The 16,526-nt window shown below is 46.4% G+C and carries 13 protein-coding genes; 3 read left to right on the forward strand and 10 right to left on the reverse strand.

From position 1 onward, the window contains the following. Positions 1–25 precede the first annotated feature (25 nt). Positions 26–1,363 carry an amino acid permease gene (locus LOZ80_RS20255; RefSeq protein WP_238166413.1) on the forward strand — a complete coding sequence of 446 codons (1,338 nt, stop codon included), beginning with the start codon at positions 26–28 and terminating at the stop codon, positions 1,361–1,363. On the opposite strand, the gene LOZ80_RS20260 is transcribed toward LOZ80_RS20255, so the two are convergent. Beyond that, complete coding sequence (locus LOZ80_RS20260; RefSeq protein WP_238166414.1) at positions 1,360–1,986, reverse strand: LysE family transporter; 627 nt, start codon at positions 1,984–1,986, stop codon at positions 1,360–1,362. The genes LOZ80_RS20255 and LOZ80_RS20260 overlap by 4 nt on opposite strands. Before the next feature lie 152 nt (positions 1,987–2,138). On the opposite strand from LOZ80_RS20260, the gene LOZ80_RS20265 reads away from it, so the two are divergent. Beyond that, the gene (locus LOZ80_RS20265) at positions 2,139–2,906 is read left to right on the forward strand and encodes a MerR family transcriptional regulator (RefSeq protein ID WP_238166415.1); all 768 of its coding nucleotides are present in this window, start codon (positions 2,139–2,141) and stop codon (positions 2,904–2,906) included. Between the two features lie 70 nt (positions 2,907–2,976). On the opposite strand, the gene LOZ80_RS20270 is transcribed toward LOZ80_RS20265, so the two are convergent. The 3 genes from LOZ80_RS20270 to LOZ80_RS20280 all read right to left on the reverse strand — a co-directional run bounded on the left by LOZ80_RS20270 (position 2,977) and on the right by LOZ80_RS20280 (position 6,372). Then, positions 2,977–4,356: an MATE family efflux transporter gene (locus LOZ80_RS20270; protein ID WP_238166416.1), complete on the reverse strand. Its 1,380-nt coding sequence runs from the start codon at positions 4,354–4,356 to the stop codon at positions 2,977–2,979. 151 nt (positions 4,357–4,507) lie between these two features. Beyond that, on the reverse strand, positions 4,508–5,530 hold the full coding sequence (locus tag LOZ80_RS20275; protein WP_238166417.1) for a Gfo/Idh/MocA family protein: 1,023 nt from the start codon (positions 5,528–5,530) through the stop codon (positions 4,508–4,510). After that, positions 5,527–6,372 (reverse strand): sugar phosphate isomerase/epimerase family protein, encoded by an 846-nt coding sequence (locus LOZ80_RS20280; RefSeq protein WP_238166418.1) that lies wholly within the window; start codon positions 6,370–6,372, stop codon positions 5,527–5,529. Before LOZ80_RS20280 ends, LOZ80_RS20275 begins: the two co-directional genes overlap by 4 nt. 146 nt (positions 6,373–6,518) lie before the next feature. On the opposite strand from LOZ80_RS20280, the gene LOZ80_RS20285 reads away from it, so the two are divergent. Then, a complete protein-coding gene (locus LOZ80_RS20285) occupies positions 6,519–7,412 on the forward strand; it encodes an AraC family transcriptional regulator (protein ID WP_238166419.1) in 894 nt (297 codons plus the stop codon). Here the strand turns inward: LOZ80_RS20285 and LOZ80_RS20290 are convergent, their stop codons facing one another. The 6 genes from LOZ80_RS20290 to queC form a co-directional block, all read right to left on the reverse strand. After that, a complete protein-coding gene (locus LOZ80_RS20290) occupies positions 7,413–9,131 on the reverse strand; it encodes a hypothetical protein (RefSeq protein ID WP_238166420.1) in 1,719 nt (572 codons plus the stop codon). A gap of 57 nt (positions 9,132–9,188) precedes the next feature. After that, the gene (locus LOZ80_RS20295) at positions 9,189–10,487 is read right to left on the reverse strand and encodes an efflux RND transporter periplasmic adaptor subunit (protein WP_238166421.1); all 1,299 of its coding nucleotides are present in this window, start codon (positions 10,485–10,487) and stop codon (positions 9,189–9,191) included. A gap of 11 nt (positions 10,488–10,498) precedes the next feature. After that, positions 10,499–13,612, reverse strand: a complete 3,114-nt coding sequence (locus LOZ80_RS20300; RefSeq protein WP_238166422.1) for an efflux RND transporter permease subunit — start codon at positions 13,610–13,612, stop codon at positions 10,499–10,501. A gap of 93 nt (positions 13,613–13,705) precedes the next feature. Then, complete coding sequence (locus LOZ80_RS20305; protein ID WP_238166423.1) at positions 13,706–15,115, reverse strand: sensor histidine kinase; 1,410 nt, start codon at positions 15,113–15,115, stop codon at positions 13,706–13,708. Next, the gene (locus tag LOZ80_RS20310; protein ID WP_238166424.1) at positions 15,112–15,789 is read right to left on the reverse strand and encodes a response regulator transcription factor; all 678 of its coding nucleotides are present in this window, start codon (positions 15,787–15,789) and stop codon (positions 15,112–15,114) included. Before LOZ80_RS20310 ends, LOZ80_RS20305 begins: the two co-directional genes overlap by 4 nt. Positions 15,790–15,794: 5 nt before the next feature. Then, entirely contained in the window at positions 15,795–16,511 is a 717-nt protein-coding gene (gene queC, locus LOZ80_RS20315) for a 7-cyano-7-deazaguanine synthase QueC (RefSeq protein WP_238166425.1), read from the reverse strand. Positions 16,512–16,526 lie beyond the last annotated feature (15 nt).

Below are 16,526 nucleotides of genomic sequence, written 5' to 3' on the forward strand. Positions count from 1 at the left end.
ATCCTTTTTTGCAATGGGGAGCGCTATGACTAAACAGCTGAAAAAAGAGCAATCCGCCACGTTGACATGGTGGCAGTTATCCTTGCTGGGCGTCGCATGCACGATTGGCACCGGTTTTTTTCTTGGATCAGGAATCGGTATACAAATGGCCGGCAGTTCCATCCTTTTCATGTTTATACTCGCGGCAATAGGCACTTATATCGTCTATGATGTTTTGGCTCAAATGACACAATCCGATCCCCAGCAAGGCTCCTTTGAAACCTACGCCAAAAAGGCTTATGGACGCTGGGCAGGCTTTGCAAACGGATGGGTGTACTGGAGTTCTGAACTCTTATTGATGGGGAGTCAATTAACCGCTTTATCCTTATTCACACGCTTCTGGTTTCCGGGGATTCCGATGTGGGTATTCTCCTGTCTATATGCGGTTCTTGGATTAGGCGTTATTCTGGCTGGCAATCAAGTCTTCGAACGAACTGAACGCATTTTTGCCTGGATCAAAGTTTCGGCGATCGTGATGTTTCTCCTGATAGCGGGCGCCGCACTCCTCGGATTTATCTCAGGCAACGGCCATCAGCCGCATTTCCCCATGACGAAAGAGACCTTTTTGCCTTCTGGGCTGCTCGGGTCCTGGTCTTCGCTTATTTATGCTTTTTATGCTTTTGGCGGGATTGAAATTCTTGGACTTATGGCGGCCAGACTTCGGAAGCCGGAAGACGCACCCAAAGCAGGAAATATCATGCTTCTGCTGTTGACCATCCTCTATATCGTCTCACTAGTCCTCGTGCTTACGCTGCTGCCACTCGCTGCTTTGCAAGGAAAAGAGAGCCCTTTCCAGATTGCTTTGAGCGCGTACCAGCTCCCCTTCGTCCCCCATGCCTTTAATGCTATTCTAATCATAGCGGGATTCTCTACGATGGTAGCTTCTTTGTTCGCCGTTACGACGATTCTCTTCACCATGGCTCAAGATCATGATGCTCCTGCGATATTCGCCAAACAGACGCATGGCAAGAGAAAGATGCCGCTTCCTGCCATCGGGTTTACAACTGGAGGTCTCGCATCAGCGGTTGTAATGGCGCTCTTGTTGCCTGAACAACTATACGCTTACATTACAACGGCTGCCGGCATCATGCTGCTCTTGAATTGGTTATTTATCCTGCTTTCTTCAGGCCGCTTACTTCCGCTCAACGCATGGGGGAAAATCAAGCGATACTTGGGTATTGCGCTTATTCTCGCAGCCATCAGCGGCACTTTATTTCATCCGACCAGCCGTCCGGGTTTCTGGATCAGTCTCTTGTTAACGGCTGCCATTAGTTTAATTGCTATCGGAATGAGCTTTACATGGAAAAAGAGAGTTCGCGTCTAACCGACCAACGCATGAAAAGCCTTGAAACCAAAGTGCAAGCCAAAACCTATCAAGGATAATCCCGAGACGACGGATATGACGGTAAGTGAACGCGGCGTGAGAAATCTTTTGAACGTACTGGCTAATGAAGCCATAAAAATATCCCACACTACAATGCCCACGAACAACATACCCGTGTACAACAACACGTGATTTCTATCAAAAACCGCTATCGTTTCAGCTAAAATAGACCCATAGATGCCTACCCAGAAGAGAATCGACAGAGGGCTAGTGATCGACATGAGAAAACCGGAAAGGAACGATTTGGTCATCGTTTCTTCCGACTGACTCCCATTCCCCTGCAGCTTGCCAGCGCTCATTAAGCTTTCAATGCCGGAGTAGAGTAAGATAAAAGCTCCGAATATCCAGAGAAATGTTTTCATGAAGGGTGTCGTCAAAAAATGGACAAGCCCAAAATAAATGAGGACGATAAGCACTACGTCAGCCAGCATACCCCCGATTCCCACCATCCAGGCATGAAGAAAGCCTCTTTTGATGCCTCTATCCAGCATCGCAGCATTAATAGGGCCGATCGGCGCTGAAAGTGAAATCCCCAACAACAAAAAACTAAGCATCGTTTGCAATCCAATCACCCATTCATCAGTTGATACGTACAGGCCCAGGCTTGTATCATCCTATTCAATGGAACTGGATTGTATTACCATTAAGTTTCAAAAAAGTGTTTGACATTCACGCTGCGTAAAGCTGTACAGTTAAGTTGTCAGGAGGTGAACAGATGGAATACACCATACAGCAGCTAGCTCGGCTCGCTGGAGTCAGTACTAGAACGCTTCGCTACTATGATGAAATTGAGCTTCTTATGCCGGCAAGAATCAACTCATCAGGGTACCGAATCTATGGTCAGGCCGAGGTCGACAGACTGCAGCAGATTCTTTTTTACAGGGAACTAGGCGTGGGTCTGGAAAGTATTAAGGAAATCATCTCAGCCCCCTCCTTCAGCGGAGCCAGAGCGCTTAAAGAACATCATCAACAACTCCTCGATAAAAGAAACCAATTGAATACTTTGATTGCGAATGTGGAGAAAACCATTGCGCGTTCCGAAGGGAGAATAACGATGACGGATAAAGAGAAATTCGAAGGCTTTAAACAGAACATGATCCAGGAGAATGAACAGAAATATGGCCAAGAACTCCGTGAGAAATATGGGGATGAAACCATCCATGCATCCAACCAAAAAGTAAAAAACATGACACAGGAACAACATGAAGAACTCACCCGATTGACGGGCGAAGTGACGTCTACTTTGGCAGAAGCGTTCCAAACCGGTGATCCTGCAGGTATACTAGCCCAGAAAGCGGCTCACTTGCATCGAACGTGGTTGTCCTATTATTGGAGCGAATATACCAAAGAAGCTCATGCTGGCGTTGCTCAAATGTATGTAGACGATGAACGGTTCAAAGCATATTATGATGAAAAGCAGCCTGGCACGGCTGAATTTCTGAGAGATGCGATCCATGTCTATGCTGGTATCAAATCTCCTTGATGCTATCCTATGAAAAGAGGCTGTCTCAAAAGTCAATTTAATGACTTAAGGGCAGCCTCTTTTCTGGAGATTATTCGGTTAGCGCGATACTGCTCATTGGCTTAACCAGCGATTTACTCTTCCACGCGCCGCTTTTCCATCGCAGGTACATGATTAAGCCTCTCACCCATTCATCGACTGCAAATGCGATCCAGATCCCTAGCAAGCCCATGTCCATATGAATGCCCAGCCAGTACGCTAGCGGCACGGCCACGCCCCACATGGATAGCACGCCCATGAATACCGGGAATTTGGCGTCTCCTGCCGCCCGCAAGGAATTAATGACGACAAGATTGAACGTTCGACCAGGCTCTAGCAATACGGAGAGCAGTAAAATGGTTGAACCCATTGCGATAATATCCGGATTATCCGTGAATAAGCCCAAGATGCTTTTGCGGAAAATAGCGGCAATCCCGACAACCGCAAAAGTCACGACAAACGTAATGCGCAAGCTTTTTAACAGTCTATGATAGGCCGCTTTATACTCACCGGCGCCTACCATGTGACCAATAATGATCTCGGTTCCCATTCCGATAGCCATCCCAAGCGCCATGAAATAGTTCGTGACGTTCATGACATAGACGTGTGTGCTTAGTGCCACCTGACCGATAATATTCACAAAACTGACGATCATCAAATACTGCGACTGCCAGGACAGATGCTCCCCAGCAGAAGGCAGCCCGATGCTTAATATCTGTTTCACGATTTTACGATCGAAAGTGATGTAATCTTGGAGACGAATTCGTACAGGAATACGACGATACAAGATCATGATTAGTACGATAAGTCCTAACAATCTACTGACAATCGTTGACACTGCGGCGCCGGTTACTCCCCATTCCGGGAATCCCAGATTACCGAAGATCAGCAGGCTGTTGCCTGCAATATGGATGATATTTACGCCTAGCGTCACATACATCACGTCTCGCGTCTGACCGTTCGAGCGAAGGACAGAGGAGATCGCGTATGATAAAGCTTCCACCCAAATAAAAGCACCAATAAGACTTAAATATTTCTTCGCAATGGCTACTTGACCCGGATCTAAGTTCATTAGACGCATTAAGGGTTCTCCAAAAAGGACTAACGCAATACTGACGATAACGCCAAAAATTAAATTGATCGTAATCGCCAGCGCTGAAATTCGACTTGCTTCCTTCGGTCGGCCTGCCCCCAAATTCTGAGCCACGGCGACACTTGTTCCGATGCCAACGAAACCAAACATCAAAATGCAAAATACAATAATTTCATTCGCTAAGCCCACCGCGCCGGTTACTTGATCCGATATTCGACTTAGCATAAATACATCGGCCGTCCCGAGCATCATCCGCAGTACGGAATCAACGAAGATCGGCCATGTAACCGCGAACAGACTAAGCTTTTTCCAAGATGCCACTGATTCTGTATGTGTCACTTCGTATGCTCCTTACCCTCAATTCAAATGCCTTTAGTTTAGGATACGTAAGCGATTTCAGTCAAATGCTACTAATATCCATCGATCCTGCTCAAGCCAAAAGCCTCCAACCCCATATCGCATATGGTTTTGGAGGCTCGTTACTTTTAAATTATTTAACTTGAACCCATGCGCCGCGGCTATCTGCTGAGGCAATTTCTGCTACTGCAATTTCAATGCTATCCTTGGTGCTGACAGCCGTCGCTGCTGGAATACGCTCACCGCGAAGCAATGTTTCAACAAAATATTTAATTTCCTCGTAGTAGCCCATTTCTGCTGAGATCTCAGGCTCAAAACCTGCGCCTTCATTCACATTCACTTTCAAACCATTTCCTTGGAAAATGATATTGCCTTTATCGAAATTCACACGGAACTGCATGTCGAAGCCATAGTCGCCTTCCAGTGTCCAGTCCGCTTGCGCATTAATGACTTTGCCATCTTCGTACAGGTAGTTGGTGGATACAACATCGTACCCGCTGCCAGGCACAACATTCCTAGCCAAACAGGAGACGGATTCCGGCTTCCCGAACAACCAATTGATCGTATCAATGTCATGAACGTGCATATCGAGCAGAGCGCCGCCACTCTTGTCCTTATCGATCAGCCACGGTCCCCAAGTTGGAGTAGCGCCACCGCGGTAGAAATAGCCGGATAGCACTTTGCCATATGTTTGTTCTTCTACAGCTTGCTTGAGATACACGTAGGCAGGCCAGAATCGCAAACACTGCCCGATTAGCAATTGCTTCTCATTCGCTTCCGCAGCCCGAATCATTTCCTGACACTCTTCTGCGTTCAGCGCCATCGGCTTTTCACACAGGACATGAATCCCCGCATTCAAGCATTGAATGGATATTTCTTTGTGCAAATAAGTGGGCAGTGTAATACTCACACAGTCCAACTGCTCATTTGCCAACATGTCAGCTACACTCGTATATTTATGAAATTGATTGAAATCAATGCTTGATCCCGTTGTCTCAATATTGCCGCCAGATCCTTGACCTGAAAGCTTATTGGCATCAATATCGCATAAAGCGACTAACTTGATCGCAACGCCTTCCGCTTCCAATCGAATATAATTCTCAATATGGGTACGTCCCATGAAACCGACTCCGATTAATCCTACTTTCAGCATCATTTCTTCCTCCCAAGGATTGCATCCATTGCACCAGATGTATTGAAAATAATTTGCTCACCGTGATGTGTATAACTCGGAATCATCTCGGCAATCACATAATCGTTATAGCCAATGGATTCAAGTGCTTTGACAACTTCCGGATAATTAACATCGCCTGCCAGCAAATCCACGAAACCATGCAGCCCGCCCGCAGCGCGGCGATAATCTTTGAAATGCACTTTCTTGATCCGTTTATTCAAAATGGCAATCCAATGCTCCGGGTAACCCGCATACAAGACATTTCCTACGTCGAAGTATGCGCCTACAAAAGGCGAATTGATTTTATCAATAAAGTCTCTCATTTCCAGAGGCGACAATAAGAATTTGTTCCACACATTCTCTATGCCAATGGAGACGTTGCGCGCCTCAGCTTCAGCTGCAAGCTCTTGGAACGCTTCCAGCGCATAATCATAAGCTTGATCATAAGGAACAACTTCGGCACCTGGAATGAAATCAACCCCAACGGCTCCAGGCACGACCAGAATCGTGTTCACACCGAGGATAGAAGCAAACTCGAGCTGCTTTTTGACGATGCTTTTCGCTTTCTCACGAGTTTGAGGTTGTCCGCTTGTTAAGGAATAATCCCAATATAAACCACTTGCCAAGCTGCTGATTTCGATGCCTGTCTCTTGGGCAAACGCAAGGTAACCTTGGATTTCTTCTGCGCTGCTTTCCAGACTTAATTCTCCAGTCTCGCTTAAAGCAAGCTCAATCCCATCAAATCCTGCTTCCTTCGCTAGCGTGATCGCTTGTTTCACCGTTAGTGAACTCGGAAATGACCACATATTGATTCCTTTTTTCATCGTTATCTCCTCCGTCTCTCTCTTCATTATAGGAGAGCCGGGACGGAGAAGATTTATCCAAAAAGCCGTTTTATTTGTACTTTCCAAAAATGAGTATGATAAAATGAGGCTGTATCCATTTACGAGAGGTAGAAAGGACGAACAGCATGGAATTTCCAAGGATGCAGCTTCAAGAGCTTGTAACCATACAGAACCTGATTTCTTTTCATTATTTCGAATATGCCAAGGGTTACGTCTTCGAGGGAGAACAGCATGACTTCTGGGAGTTTCTTTATGTCGATAAAGGTGAAGTCGAGGTGCGAGCGGATGATCATCTGCACACGCTTCGTCAAGGAAACATGATCTTTCATAAACCCGAGGAATTCCATACAGTCAATGTGAAACATGAACATAAACCGCCGAATCTGATTGTCATTTGTTTCGACTGTTCATCCGCCGCCATGTCCCATTTCGAGAATCGCATTATGTCACTGGGCGACAAAGAGCGGAATATGCTGTCCCTGATCATTCAGGAAGGATTTCAGGCCTTTCTCCCGCCGTTTGACCAGCCTGCCGTTCATGTGCTCCAAAGGAATCCGACGGCGCCTTTTGGCTCCGAACAAGTCATTAAATCCAGTCTGGAACTGCTGCTCATTACCTTAATTCGCAATCAAGGCCAATCTTGTGTTCCCGAAACCGTGAAGCAATCCTCCGTGCAAAAAGAAAAAGCTGAACAACGAATTGTTCAGCAAATTGTTACCTATATGCAGGCGAATCTCTCTCAATCCTTCACCCTGGATCATCTATGTCAAACATTTCATTTGGGTAAAAGTCGCTTGAAAGAACTCTTCCAATCCCAATTGCAAACCGGGGTCATGGAAACTTTCAAGTCGCTCAAAATCGAACAGGCTAAATCACTCATTCGTGAAGAATCCTATAATTTCACTGAGATTTCGACGATGCTCGGCTATACAAGCATTCACTATTTCTCGCGAGATTTCAAGAAAACGGTTGGCATGTCACCATCGGATTATGCCAAATCAGTGAAAGCCCGTGTGTAATTATCCTTTAATTACTTTCACCAGACGCTTCGCTGTCCCATTTTGCGTTTCAATCGTTTCATAAACGTTCACTGTGAACGGGTAGCTGAATTGATCCGACGTGATGTTTGATGCATCCAGTATTTGCTTGCCGCTGATTAATTTGTTAACGCCAGTGAACGTGGCATCCTTCGAACCAACAACTCGTCCCGCATTATCCACGATTTCGAATCTTAATTTGGAGAAATTGTTATCTACAACAACATTTTCTTTCTGTGTAATCCCTAAATCAAGTTTGAACAAGTACGTATATGTTATTTGCGCAGTAGTTTGCGTCGAGACTGAAACATCATTGAAAACCAAATCGAACGGATACATGGAAATCGTGGACTCCGTTCCTTCCTTCTGAACATCCGTTTGCAGAGCAGCAATCGTTGTCGTGTAAGGTGCCGCGGCAGCAGCATCAAGCAGCTTCAACGTGAAGCTCGTGCCTTTTTCGGACTGTGGAACAATATAGGAATAGCTAACTACATAGCTAAGTCCTGGGTTCAACATCGGTGTCACATTCGCTTGGCGAGCACCTTGGTACGTAACGCCTTGTGAGCTGACCAAGTCGGATTGGAATGTCGGCATCGCCGTCGGTGTTGAACTTGTGTTCGTTAACTTGAATTTCGCGACCGCGGTTTGGTAGCCCTCGCCTGGATTCTCATGAAGATGAAGTTCAACGAGCGAGACTTCCGTTTTCTTGTCAACCACGTTGGTTAAGTTATCGAACGAAATCGGTTGTCCGATCGTGTATGGCACGGTACCAGCGTTCACTTGTTCAGCTTTGGGCCATGTGATCGCCAGCTTGCCCGTTGCTATTTCTGCTGCTTGGCCGCCGCCTTTAGGCACGAAGGCGTCCGTGGACAGCACGAGCAAGTTGGACAATGTCACGCCATTTTCAACTGGAATCGCATAATGAATGTACTTCTTTTCTCCTGCTTCCAAGGAGATTGATTCTGCTTCAGCACGTTTGCCTTCATAGTTTTTCTGTTCGGATTGAGCATCCACACGGAATGCAGGAATCGTTTCACGTCCTGCACCGGGATTGCTCGCCAAGACCGTAACAACGGCTACGCGGCCTGTCGCTGTGTTCTGCATGGAAGCTTCAACTGGCGTATACGTCAAGCCCGAATTCACACCAGGAAGTGTGAAGGTCTGACCCCAGGTCAAGCTGCCCAGATTAAGCAGAGCTGCTGATCCCGTACCGCCATACCAGACGGAATTCGTCGGCATTGTCAGCAACGTAGTCTCCACTTTGGGATAGGAGTAGACGTCCACATTCACGAAGGAAAGCTGGGCAAGCTGCCCGATCTCTTTGCTGTCAATCGCGCTCAGATAGACGAGCTCGCCAATTTCTTTGGGCTGCAAAGATTCTTTGTTGCTCGCGCTTGATTTCAACGTGTAGGATACACCGCTTGTGGTTTGTACGCGAAGCTCGTGCTCCGGCACACGGTTCTGTGTAGCTCCACCATTATATAATCGAACCGTCACCGCAAGCTGAGAGCCCGTCGCCGTAGGCGTCACGCTGACATTTTTGATTGCTGCGCGAATATCAGCCGTCAATCCGTAATTTACTGTTGGCGCTGCATTCACAGGTGTTGAGGTATCAGCCGCCCATGCGGTCATACCGCCTTGCACTAGCATAGTACCCAGTACGATAGCCGTGAGGCTTGTTTTCCATGGATTCTTTTTCATTTAGAATTCTCCTTCTTGTAAAATGTTCATCGATGTCTGATTAAGGGATCTAGTCATTTATTTCGCTGCTGGTGTCGCGGTAGGTGCGGCTGAAGCTGCCGCCGCCTCTACTTTTTGTCCATCCTTCAACGTGTTTTGTCCGGTTACCACTAAGCTCTCGCCGTCTTTGACACCTTCCAGCACTTCCTGATATTCGCCGTTGATTCGTCCCAGTTTCACTTTGCGTTTCTGATATTGATCGCCTTGTTTCACGAATACAAAGGTATTCGATTCTTCACGAATGATACTCAAGGTCGGAATCGCAACTACTTTCTCTTCCGTTTCCGTTGTCAATTGTACCATGAACCGGCTGCCTGGCTGCAGTTGATGATCGCTGTTCGGCACATCCAACTCCAACGTATACGTTTTGGTTGCAGCGCTCATAATCGGCGCTAAATAACTAATTTGGGCTGTTCCCTTTTTATCTGGTTGATCTGGATTATAGAAAATAAGTTCTTTTTTGCCTTTGGTGAGCTGATAGTTGGTCTCAGAAAGCTCCGTTTTGATTTTGATCGGATCAATTTGCTGTACTTGGCCTACTTTGCCTGCAGCGGCATTCACCGTTTGTCCAACAACGATATTAAAATCTGTTAACACGCCGTTGCCTGGAGCTTTGATTTCATAGTTTTCAAGTGCGCGTGTGGCGTCATCCAAAGATAAGCTGGCTGACTCCGCCTGCGTCAAAATGGAGGAAATCGAATCCGAGTTATCGAAAGAGCTCAGCTTGCTTTGCGCCGCATCCAGACTCATCTGTGCGTTATCCAATGCTTGTTTCACTTGATCTACCTGGTGTTGAACAGCTGTTCCCGCATCGAAATCATTGCGGATTTTATTATAATCCTGCTGCGCATTCTTCAAGGCTGTTTGGGAACGAGTGACATTGTCCGCCAAATCTTTGCGGTTATTTACTTTGTTATCCTTGGCTTGCTGCAAGGACTCTTGTGCGCTTCTTACGGACAGCTCGCTCTTACGTTTGTTTGACAAGGCATCCTTATTGTCCAGAACGAAGAGGACATCCCCCTTCTGGACATATTCACCGCGGCTTTTCAGCACTTGCGTGACTTCGCCGTTCGCTTTGGCTACGACATCCAGTGTCGTGCCTGCCGCAACATCGGCTACCTGTTCAATAGGATTGCTAATTTTTTGCTTCTTAATATCTTCCGTTTTCACGGTGCGTGGTGCTAATTGAACCGTTGCAGCCCCATTTGCTCCGGGAGCAGAACAAGCTGATGCGAGGAGCGCGGCTGCTGTAAGCAGCGCGATCACGCCCATCCCGCGATATTTGAATTTCCTTTTGTGCGAACGATCGTTGATCATCTATGTGCCTCCTATACCTCTAACGTACTTGGTGTTATTTGTTCGGAACCTTTTTTGCGTTTGAACTTACTACTGAATCGGTTTTTCGTGCTTTCAATCAATTCATAAACGATTGGCACGACAACGAGTGTCAGCAATGTTGAAGTAATCAAACCACCGATAACTACAACGCCCAATCCTTTACCGATTAACCCGCCTTCAGCAGAAATTCCTAAAGCTAAAGGCACGAGGGCCATAATCGTAGCGCCCGCCGTCATAATAATCGGACGAAGTCTGACTTTCCCTGCTTCGATCAATGCATGACGTACGGTATAACCTTCATCTCGCAATTGCTGCGCTCGGTCAATTAAGACAATCGCGTTCGTCACGACGATACCAATCAGCATGAGGAATCCGATCATGGAGGTTACGGTCAACGGTTCTCTGGCAACAACAAGTCCGAGCAGTCCCCCAATAACAGCGAGCGGTAGTGAGAATAGAATCGCGAAAGGTGCGCTGGCATTGCCGAAGGCAAGAACCATGATCAAGTAAACAACGAAGATGGCAGCTGCCATAGCAACGAACAATTGTTTGAAGCTGTCGTTAACATCGTCCGACACGCCTGTAACTTTCGGCGTTACGCCTTCTGGCAATTGAACTTCTTTCAATGCAGCGCTTAGCTTAGTGCTGACGGCTGTTTTGTTCTTATCGTTAATTTTCGCTGTAACTTTGACAAGCTGCTGCTGATCTTCACGCGCCAATGATGCAGCGCCTTTAATTTCATTGATTTTGGCAACTTCTTTGAGCAGTACTTTGGATCCGTTTGTAGCGGTTAATGGGATATTGCCCAATTTCTCAAGGGTATCTTTATCCACTTTATCCAGCGATACTGTTGTTGTATAGACGATATTGTCAAACTTCATGTCGCCCAAACTTTGTTTCTGAATCCATGCACGCGCTGTATCTCGAACTGAGGATGAGCTTAAGCCATACGCTCTTGCTTTCTTCTGATCCACAGCGATTTCAATTTCGGTTTTCGCATCACTTAAATTGTCGGCAATCTCGCTAAGTTCTGGGAAAGCTTGCAGCTTCTCCTTCACTATGCCTGCCGCTTTTTCTAATTGCAATTGATCTTCACCTTGCAAGGTGTAAGCGAAGTCTGTCGATGCAACGCCAAAGTCGCCTTCCATGGACTTGGACTCTACTTCCGAACCGTTAGGCAATTCGGATAAGATATAAGCCTTCATTTCAGCAGTTACTAGGGTAGGATCAACTTTATCATTCAATTGAACGAAAATTTGCGATGCGTACGGTATCCGTTCATCATCTTTCCCAGCGTAACCGACCAAGCCTTCAACAAATTTAAACACAGGCTCACCCGTAGAATCTTTGGCACCTAGGAAAAAGGTTTCGATTTCTCTGGTTTTCGCATCCGTCGCCTCAAAAGAAGTGGCATACGGCAATTTCAACTGGAAGTATAGTGTTGTCGATGGTTTGGAAGCTGGCAAGAAAGCAACGGACAGGAAAGGTACGGTTCCTGCGATCGTGACAACGAGCAGCAGCAATGAAATAAGCAGTGTTTTAATGCGATTTGTCAAACTCCACGTTAACACTTTTTCATAGAATGTTGTCAAACGTGTCGGTTTGTTTTCATCATGTTGCACCTTGCCTGGCTTACTGCGAAGCACAAGCAGTTTGGACAACATCGGAATCACGGTTAAAGCAACAATTAAGGAAGATAATAGAGCACAAGCGATTGTTAATGCAAAAGGTCTAAAAAATCCGCCAACCACGCCGGTTACCAATGCCAGTGGAGCAAAAACGCCGACCGTGGCAAGCGTTGAAGACGTAATAGCCATGGAAACTTGCTTCGTTGCTAACGCGATAACAGATTCTTTGCGTTCCTGCGCCTTCTCCAAGGAAGCATAAATATTCTCAATAACGACAATTGAGTCATCGACGACACGTCCTACGGCGATAAAGATACCGCCCAGCGTCATCGTATTGAGGGTTAAGCCCAACTGGGACATTAACAACAAGGTAATCAAGATAGACAATGGAATTGAGACTAGAACAATTAACGTCATCCGCACGTTTCTTAGGAAAACGAGAATCATCAAGGAGGCTAGAATGGCTCCCACAATACCTTCACGGACAAGCCCAGCGATCGATTCTTTAATTTGATCGGCACTGTTGTACGTATTTTTGAACGTAATATTAGGAAGCGTTGTGTGCCATTCTTCAATCATTTTCTCAATCGAACCTGAGAATTCTACCGCATTGGCACTGCCAGCTTTGTACAAAATCAACCCAATCGCTGGTTTGCCATCCAATCGACCATTGAAGTCTGACTCCGTAATAGCCTTAACTTTGGATACTTGATTAAGTAAAACAACATCGCCTTTAGGCGTTGTAATCTCAACTTGCTCCAGATCGAACAAGCTGGATAAATTACCGGTAACACGCGTCATTTTGTTATTGCCGCTAATTTCGACGCTGCCAATCGGACTTGCAGCCGCGGCGGAATTAATCGCGTTGCTCACCATGCCTGGTGACAAACCATAAACATCAAGGGCTGAAGCATCTAGCTCAATATCCAGAGATGTGCTTCTGGCACCAATAACGTCCATGTGGTCAATCCCTTTAATCCCTTCAAGCCCTGGCTTGATCTTATCTTTAAAGGACTTGTCTAGTTCAGTCTGGCTTACCCCGTCATTGGCGTAAGCAACTAGATAGTTGGAAGGGAATGAAGCTGCCCCGAATGTGGAAGCTTTAGGAGCTCCCGCTGTAGCAGGAAGCTTAACTTCCGCCAGCATGTCTTGTACTGCTTGTTTTTTCTTATCAATGTCGACGTTTTGTTTGAACATGATGATAACCATGGAGAAATTATCACTCGACGTTGATTGCATCGAATCCAAATCTTCGAGATTCGCTAGCTTTTCTTCGATCGGATCGGTAATTTCATCCATGACATCCTTTGGAGCTCCTGTATACGTAGTCGTTACAGCAACTACCGGGAAAGAAACGTTCGGCATGTTCTCTACTTTAAGTTGTGTAGCTGAATAAAGTCCGCCTACGAAAAGCATGATCATGATTATGAATAATGCCGAAACATTTTTCATGGAAAAGTGTGTAAGTCGATTCATTCCTGTACTCCCCTCATCAAATGATTATAAACCTAAGATACACGTCCAATATGAACCCAATATGAACAAACCAAAAAAACCCTGAAAATAATATCAGGGTTTCTCTGCCTGCTTTTTATTCGGATAGTTCATAATGGGAATCGTCACTGAAAACCGTGTGCCATGATCTATTTCGCTATGGACTTCAATCACGCCATGATGCAATTCAACAATTTTACGCACAATAGCCAGCCCCAGACCACTTCCATCTGTTTCACGCTCTCTGGCTGCATCCGCTTTATAGAATCTGTCAAAAATGCGCTCAAGATCAACTGCCGGGATTCCCCGTCCTGTATCTAGAATACTGATCCGAATCCGATCATTCAGCGGTTGCAAATGAATTCGAATCGCGCCGCCGGAAGGTGTAAATTTGATGGCATTGCCAAGCAGATTCATCCACACCTGACTTAATTGGTCGCTGTCAGCGGTAATTTTCACACGAGGAAGCTCTAAATCCAAGTCTAACTGCTTGCTCGACCACTGCGGCTCATAGAAGACAACGACTCTGCGCAGTTGTTCATCTAGATCGTAAGTAGTTGGGTGAAAAGGATGATGCTCCGATTCCAGCGAAGCCAGCTTAAGCAGGTTTTCGCTAAGACGGGACAACCGTTCACTCTCTCGTTCAATGATCACCAAATAATGATTGCGTTCCGACACATCGAGGTCTGCATTGCGCAGCACCTTGGAGAAACCACGAATGGACGTCAGCGGCGACTGAATTTCATGCGAGACGTTCGAGACGAAGTCTTGTCTCATCTGTTCGAGCTGCTTCAGCTCGCCGGCCATATGATTAAAGCTATGTGCCAGCATACCCAGCTCATCTTTCTGTTTGACAGAGACATGAACGTTGAAATTGCCGCGGGATAAACGTTCCGTCGCCAGGGTAAGCTTCTTGAGTGGATTTACCAAATACCGCGAAGCAATCAGAATGAGCAAACTGCCAACAGCAAGAACGATAACAAGCACATAAATAATAAGCTTCTGGATTTGACGCTGCACATCTTTCGAAATATTCGGATGGATGAATAAGGCATACACCTTGCCATCGATATGAAAAGGCAACCCGACTTTAATGCGATTAAATGGATCTCTGGAGCCCTCATAATCGAGACTCTTATAAATGTCACCGGCCAGGACGGCAGCCACTTCTGAAGCCTGAATACGCGGGAGCCCTCTTCTATCCAACATGATTGGGGTTGAGGGATGTCCCTTATCGTCAAACAAGGTAAAACTATAATTCTCATTAAGCCGATTGGTCCCAGACAAAAAAGCTTCTAAATTACTGGGCTGTATGTCTTCAGTCAGGGCAGTCAACTGCTTGCCCATCGCCAGCATCTCGGCTTGAACCTCCGCTGAGAGGCGATTAGTGAACATGAAAGTCGCCAGCGGAAAAGCAACCAATACGCTTATGACAACAATCGCTAAAAACGTTAAAACCACTCTCGTATAGAGGGATTTAATCATGACCGCACCTCAAGCCTATAGCCCAGTCCGCGAATTGTCGCAATATGAAACTCCTCGGTAAGCGGCTCGAAGCGCTCTCGCAACCTTTTAATATGAACATCGACCGTTCGCTCGTCACCCTCATAATCCATCCCCCAGATTTGTTCAATCAGTTGGGTTCTGGTGAAGATTTGGGCCGGGTAGCTGGCCAGTTTATAGAGAACTTCGAATTCTTTCAGAGGCAATGCAAAACGCTGCTCTTGGAGCCGAACCTCGAAAGCCGAGCGATCAATGATGACATCGCCTAATGTGATGGTTTGCGATGCATTGATCCGGTACCTTTTCAACAGTGCTTTGACCCGCAGAACCAGCTCCACGGGATCAAAAGGTTTCACTAAGTAGTCATCCGTACCCAATTGGAACCCTTTCACCTTATGAACAGATTCGCCTTTGGCGGTTACCATCAACAGCGGAAGATCATTATACCGCTCTCTTAATTCGCGGCATAACTCCCAACCATCCATCAAAGGCATCATGACATCCAGCACCACCAGATCTGCTGGCGTTGCCTCTAGCTTTTTGAGCGCTTCTTGACCATTGCTAGCCTGCACGACCGTCAAACCTTCACCAACCAAATAGACGCGAATCAATTCTCTGATGTCGGCATCGTCATCAACCACCATGACCCTGGTCATAAGCTTTAAACGAGATAAGGAATAGGGTCTTTGAAACCCGCTTCCTCAAAACCTTTCAAGCGCAGTCTGCAGCTGTCACAAACGCCGCATGCTTCCGTCTTTCCGTTGTAGCAGGAGGTCGTAAGTTCATACGGCACTCCGATTTTCAATCCTTCTTCGATAATCTTTGCTTTCGTCCAATCAATTAACGGCGTCTCGATCGTGATGCCCTTGCCTTCTACACCGACCTTCGTCGCTAAAGCGATAACTTCTTCAACTTTATGAATAAATTCCGGACGACAATCCGGATACCCGCTATAATCCAAGGCATTGACACCGATATAAATGGCTTCCGAACCTGTCACTTCCGCATAGGAGGTGGCAATGGACAGGAAGAGCAGGTTACGTCCAGGCACATAGGTAACTGGAATCTCTGACTCCCCTTCTGCGGCCTGTTCCCCATTCATCACATCAGGCACAGCAATACTGTCATCCGTTAGTGCACTTCCACCGAAATCACGCAAGAAATCCAGCTTGATGATCTTATGACGCTTGCTGACACCGTAATGCTCAGCAACTTGCTTGGCATTTTCAATCTCGATTTTGTGACGCTGCCCATAGTCAAAAGAAAGCGGGAATAGCTCATAGCCTGCCTCTTTGGCAAGCCCCATGCAAGTAGTACTATCTAATCCGCCACTCAAAATAATGACAGCACTTTTCTTCGTCGCTTCGCTTGTACTCATCGATTGCACCTCTTT

It is taken from the genome of Paenibacillus sp. HWE-109 (assembly GCF_022163125.1).
GTDB lineage: Bacteria > Bacillota > Bacilli > Paenibacillales > NBRC-103111 > Paenibacillus_E.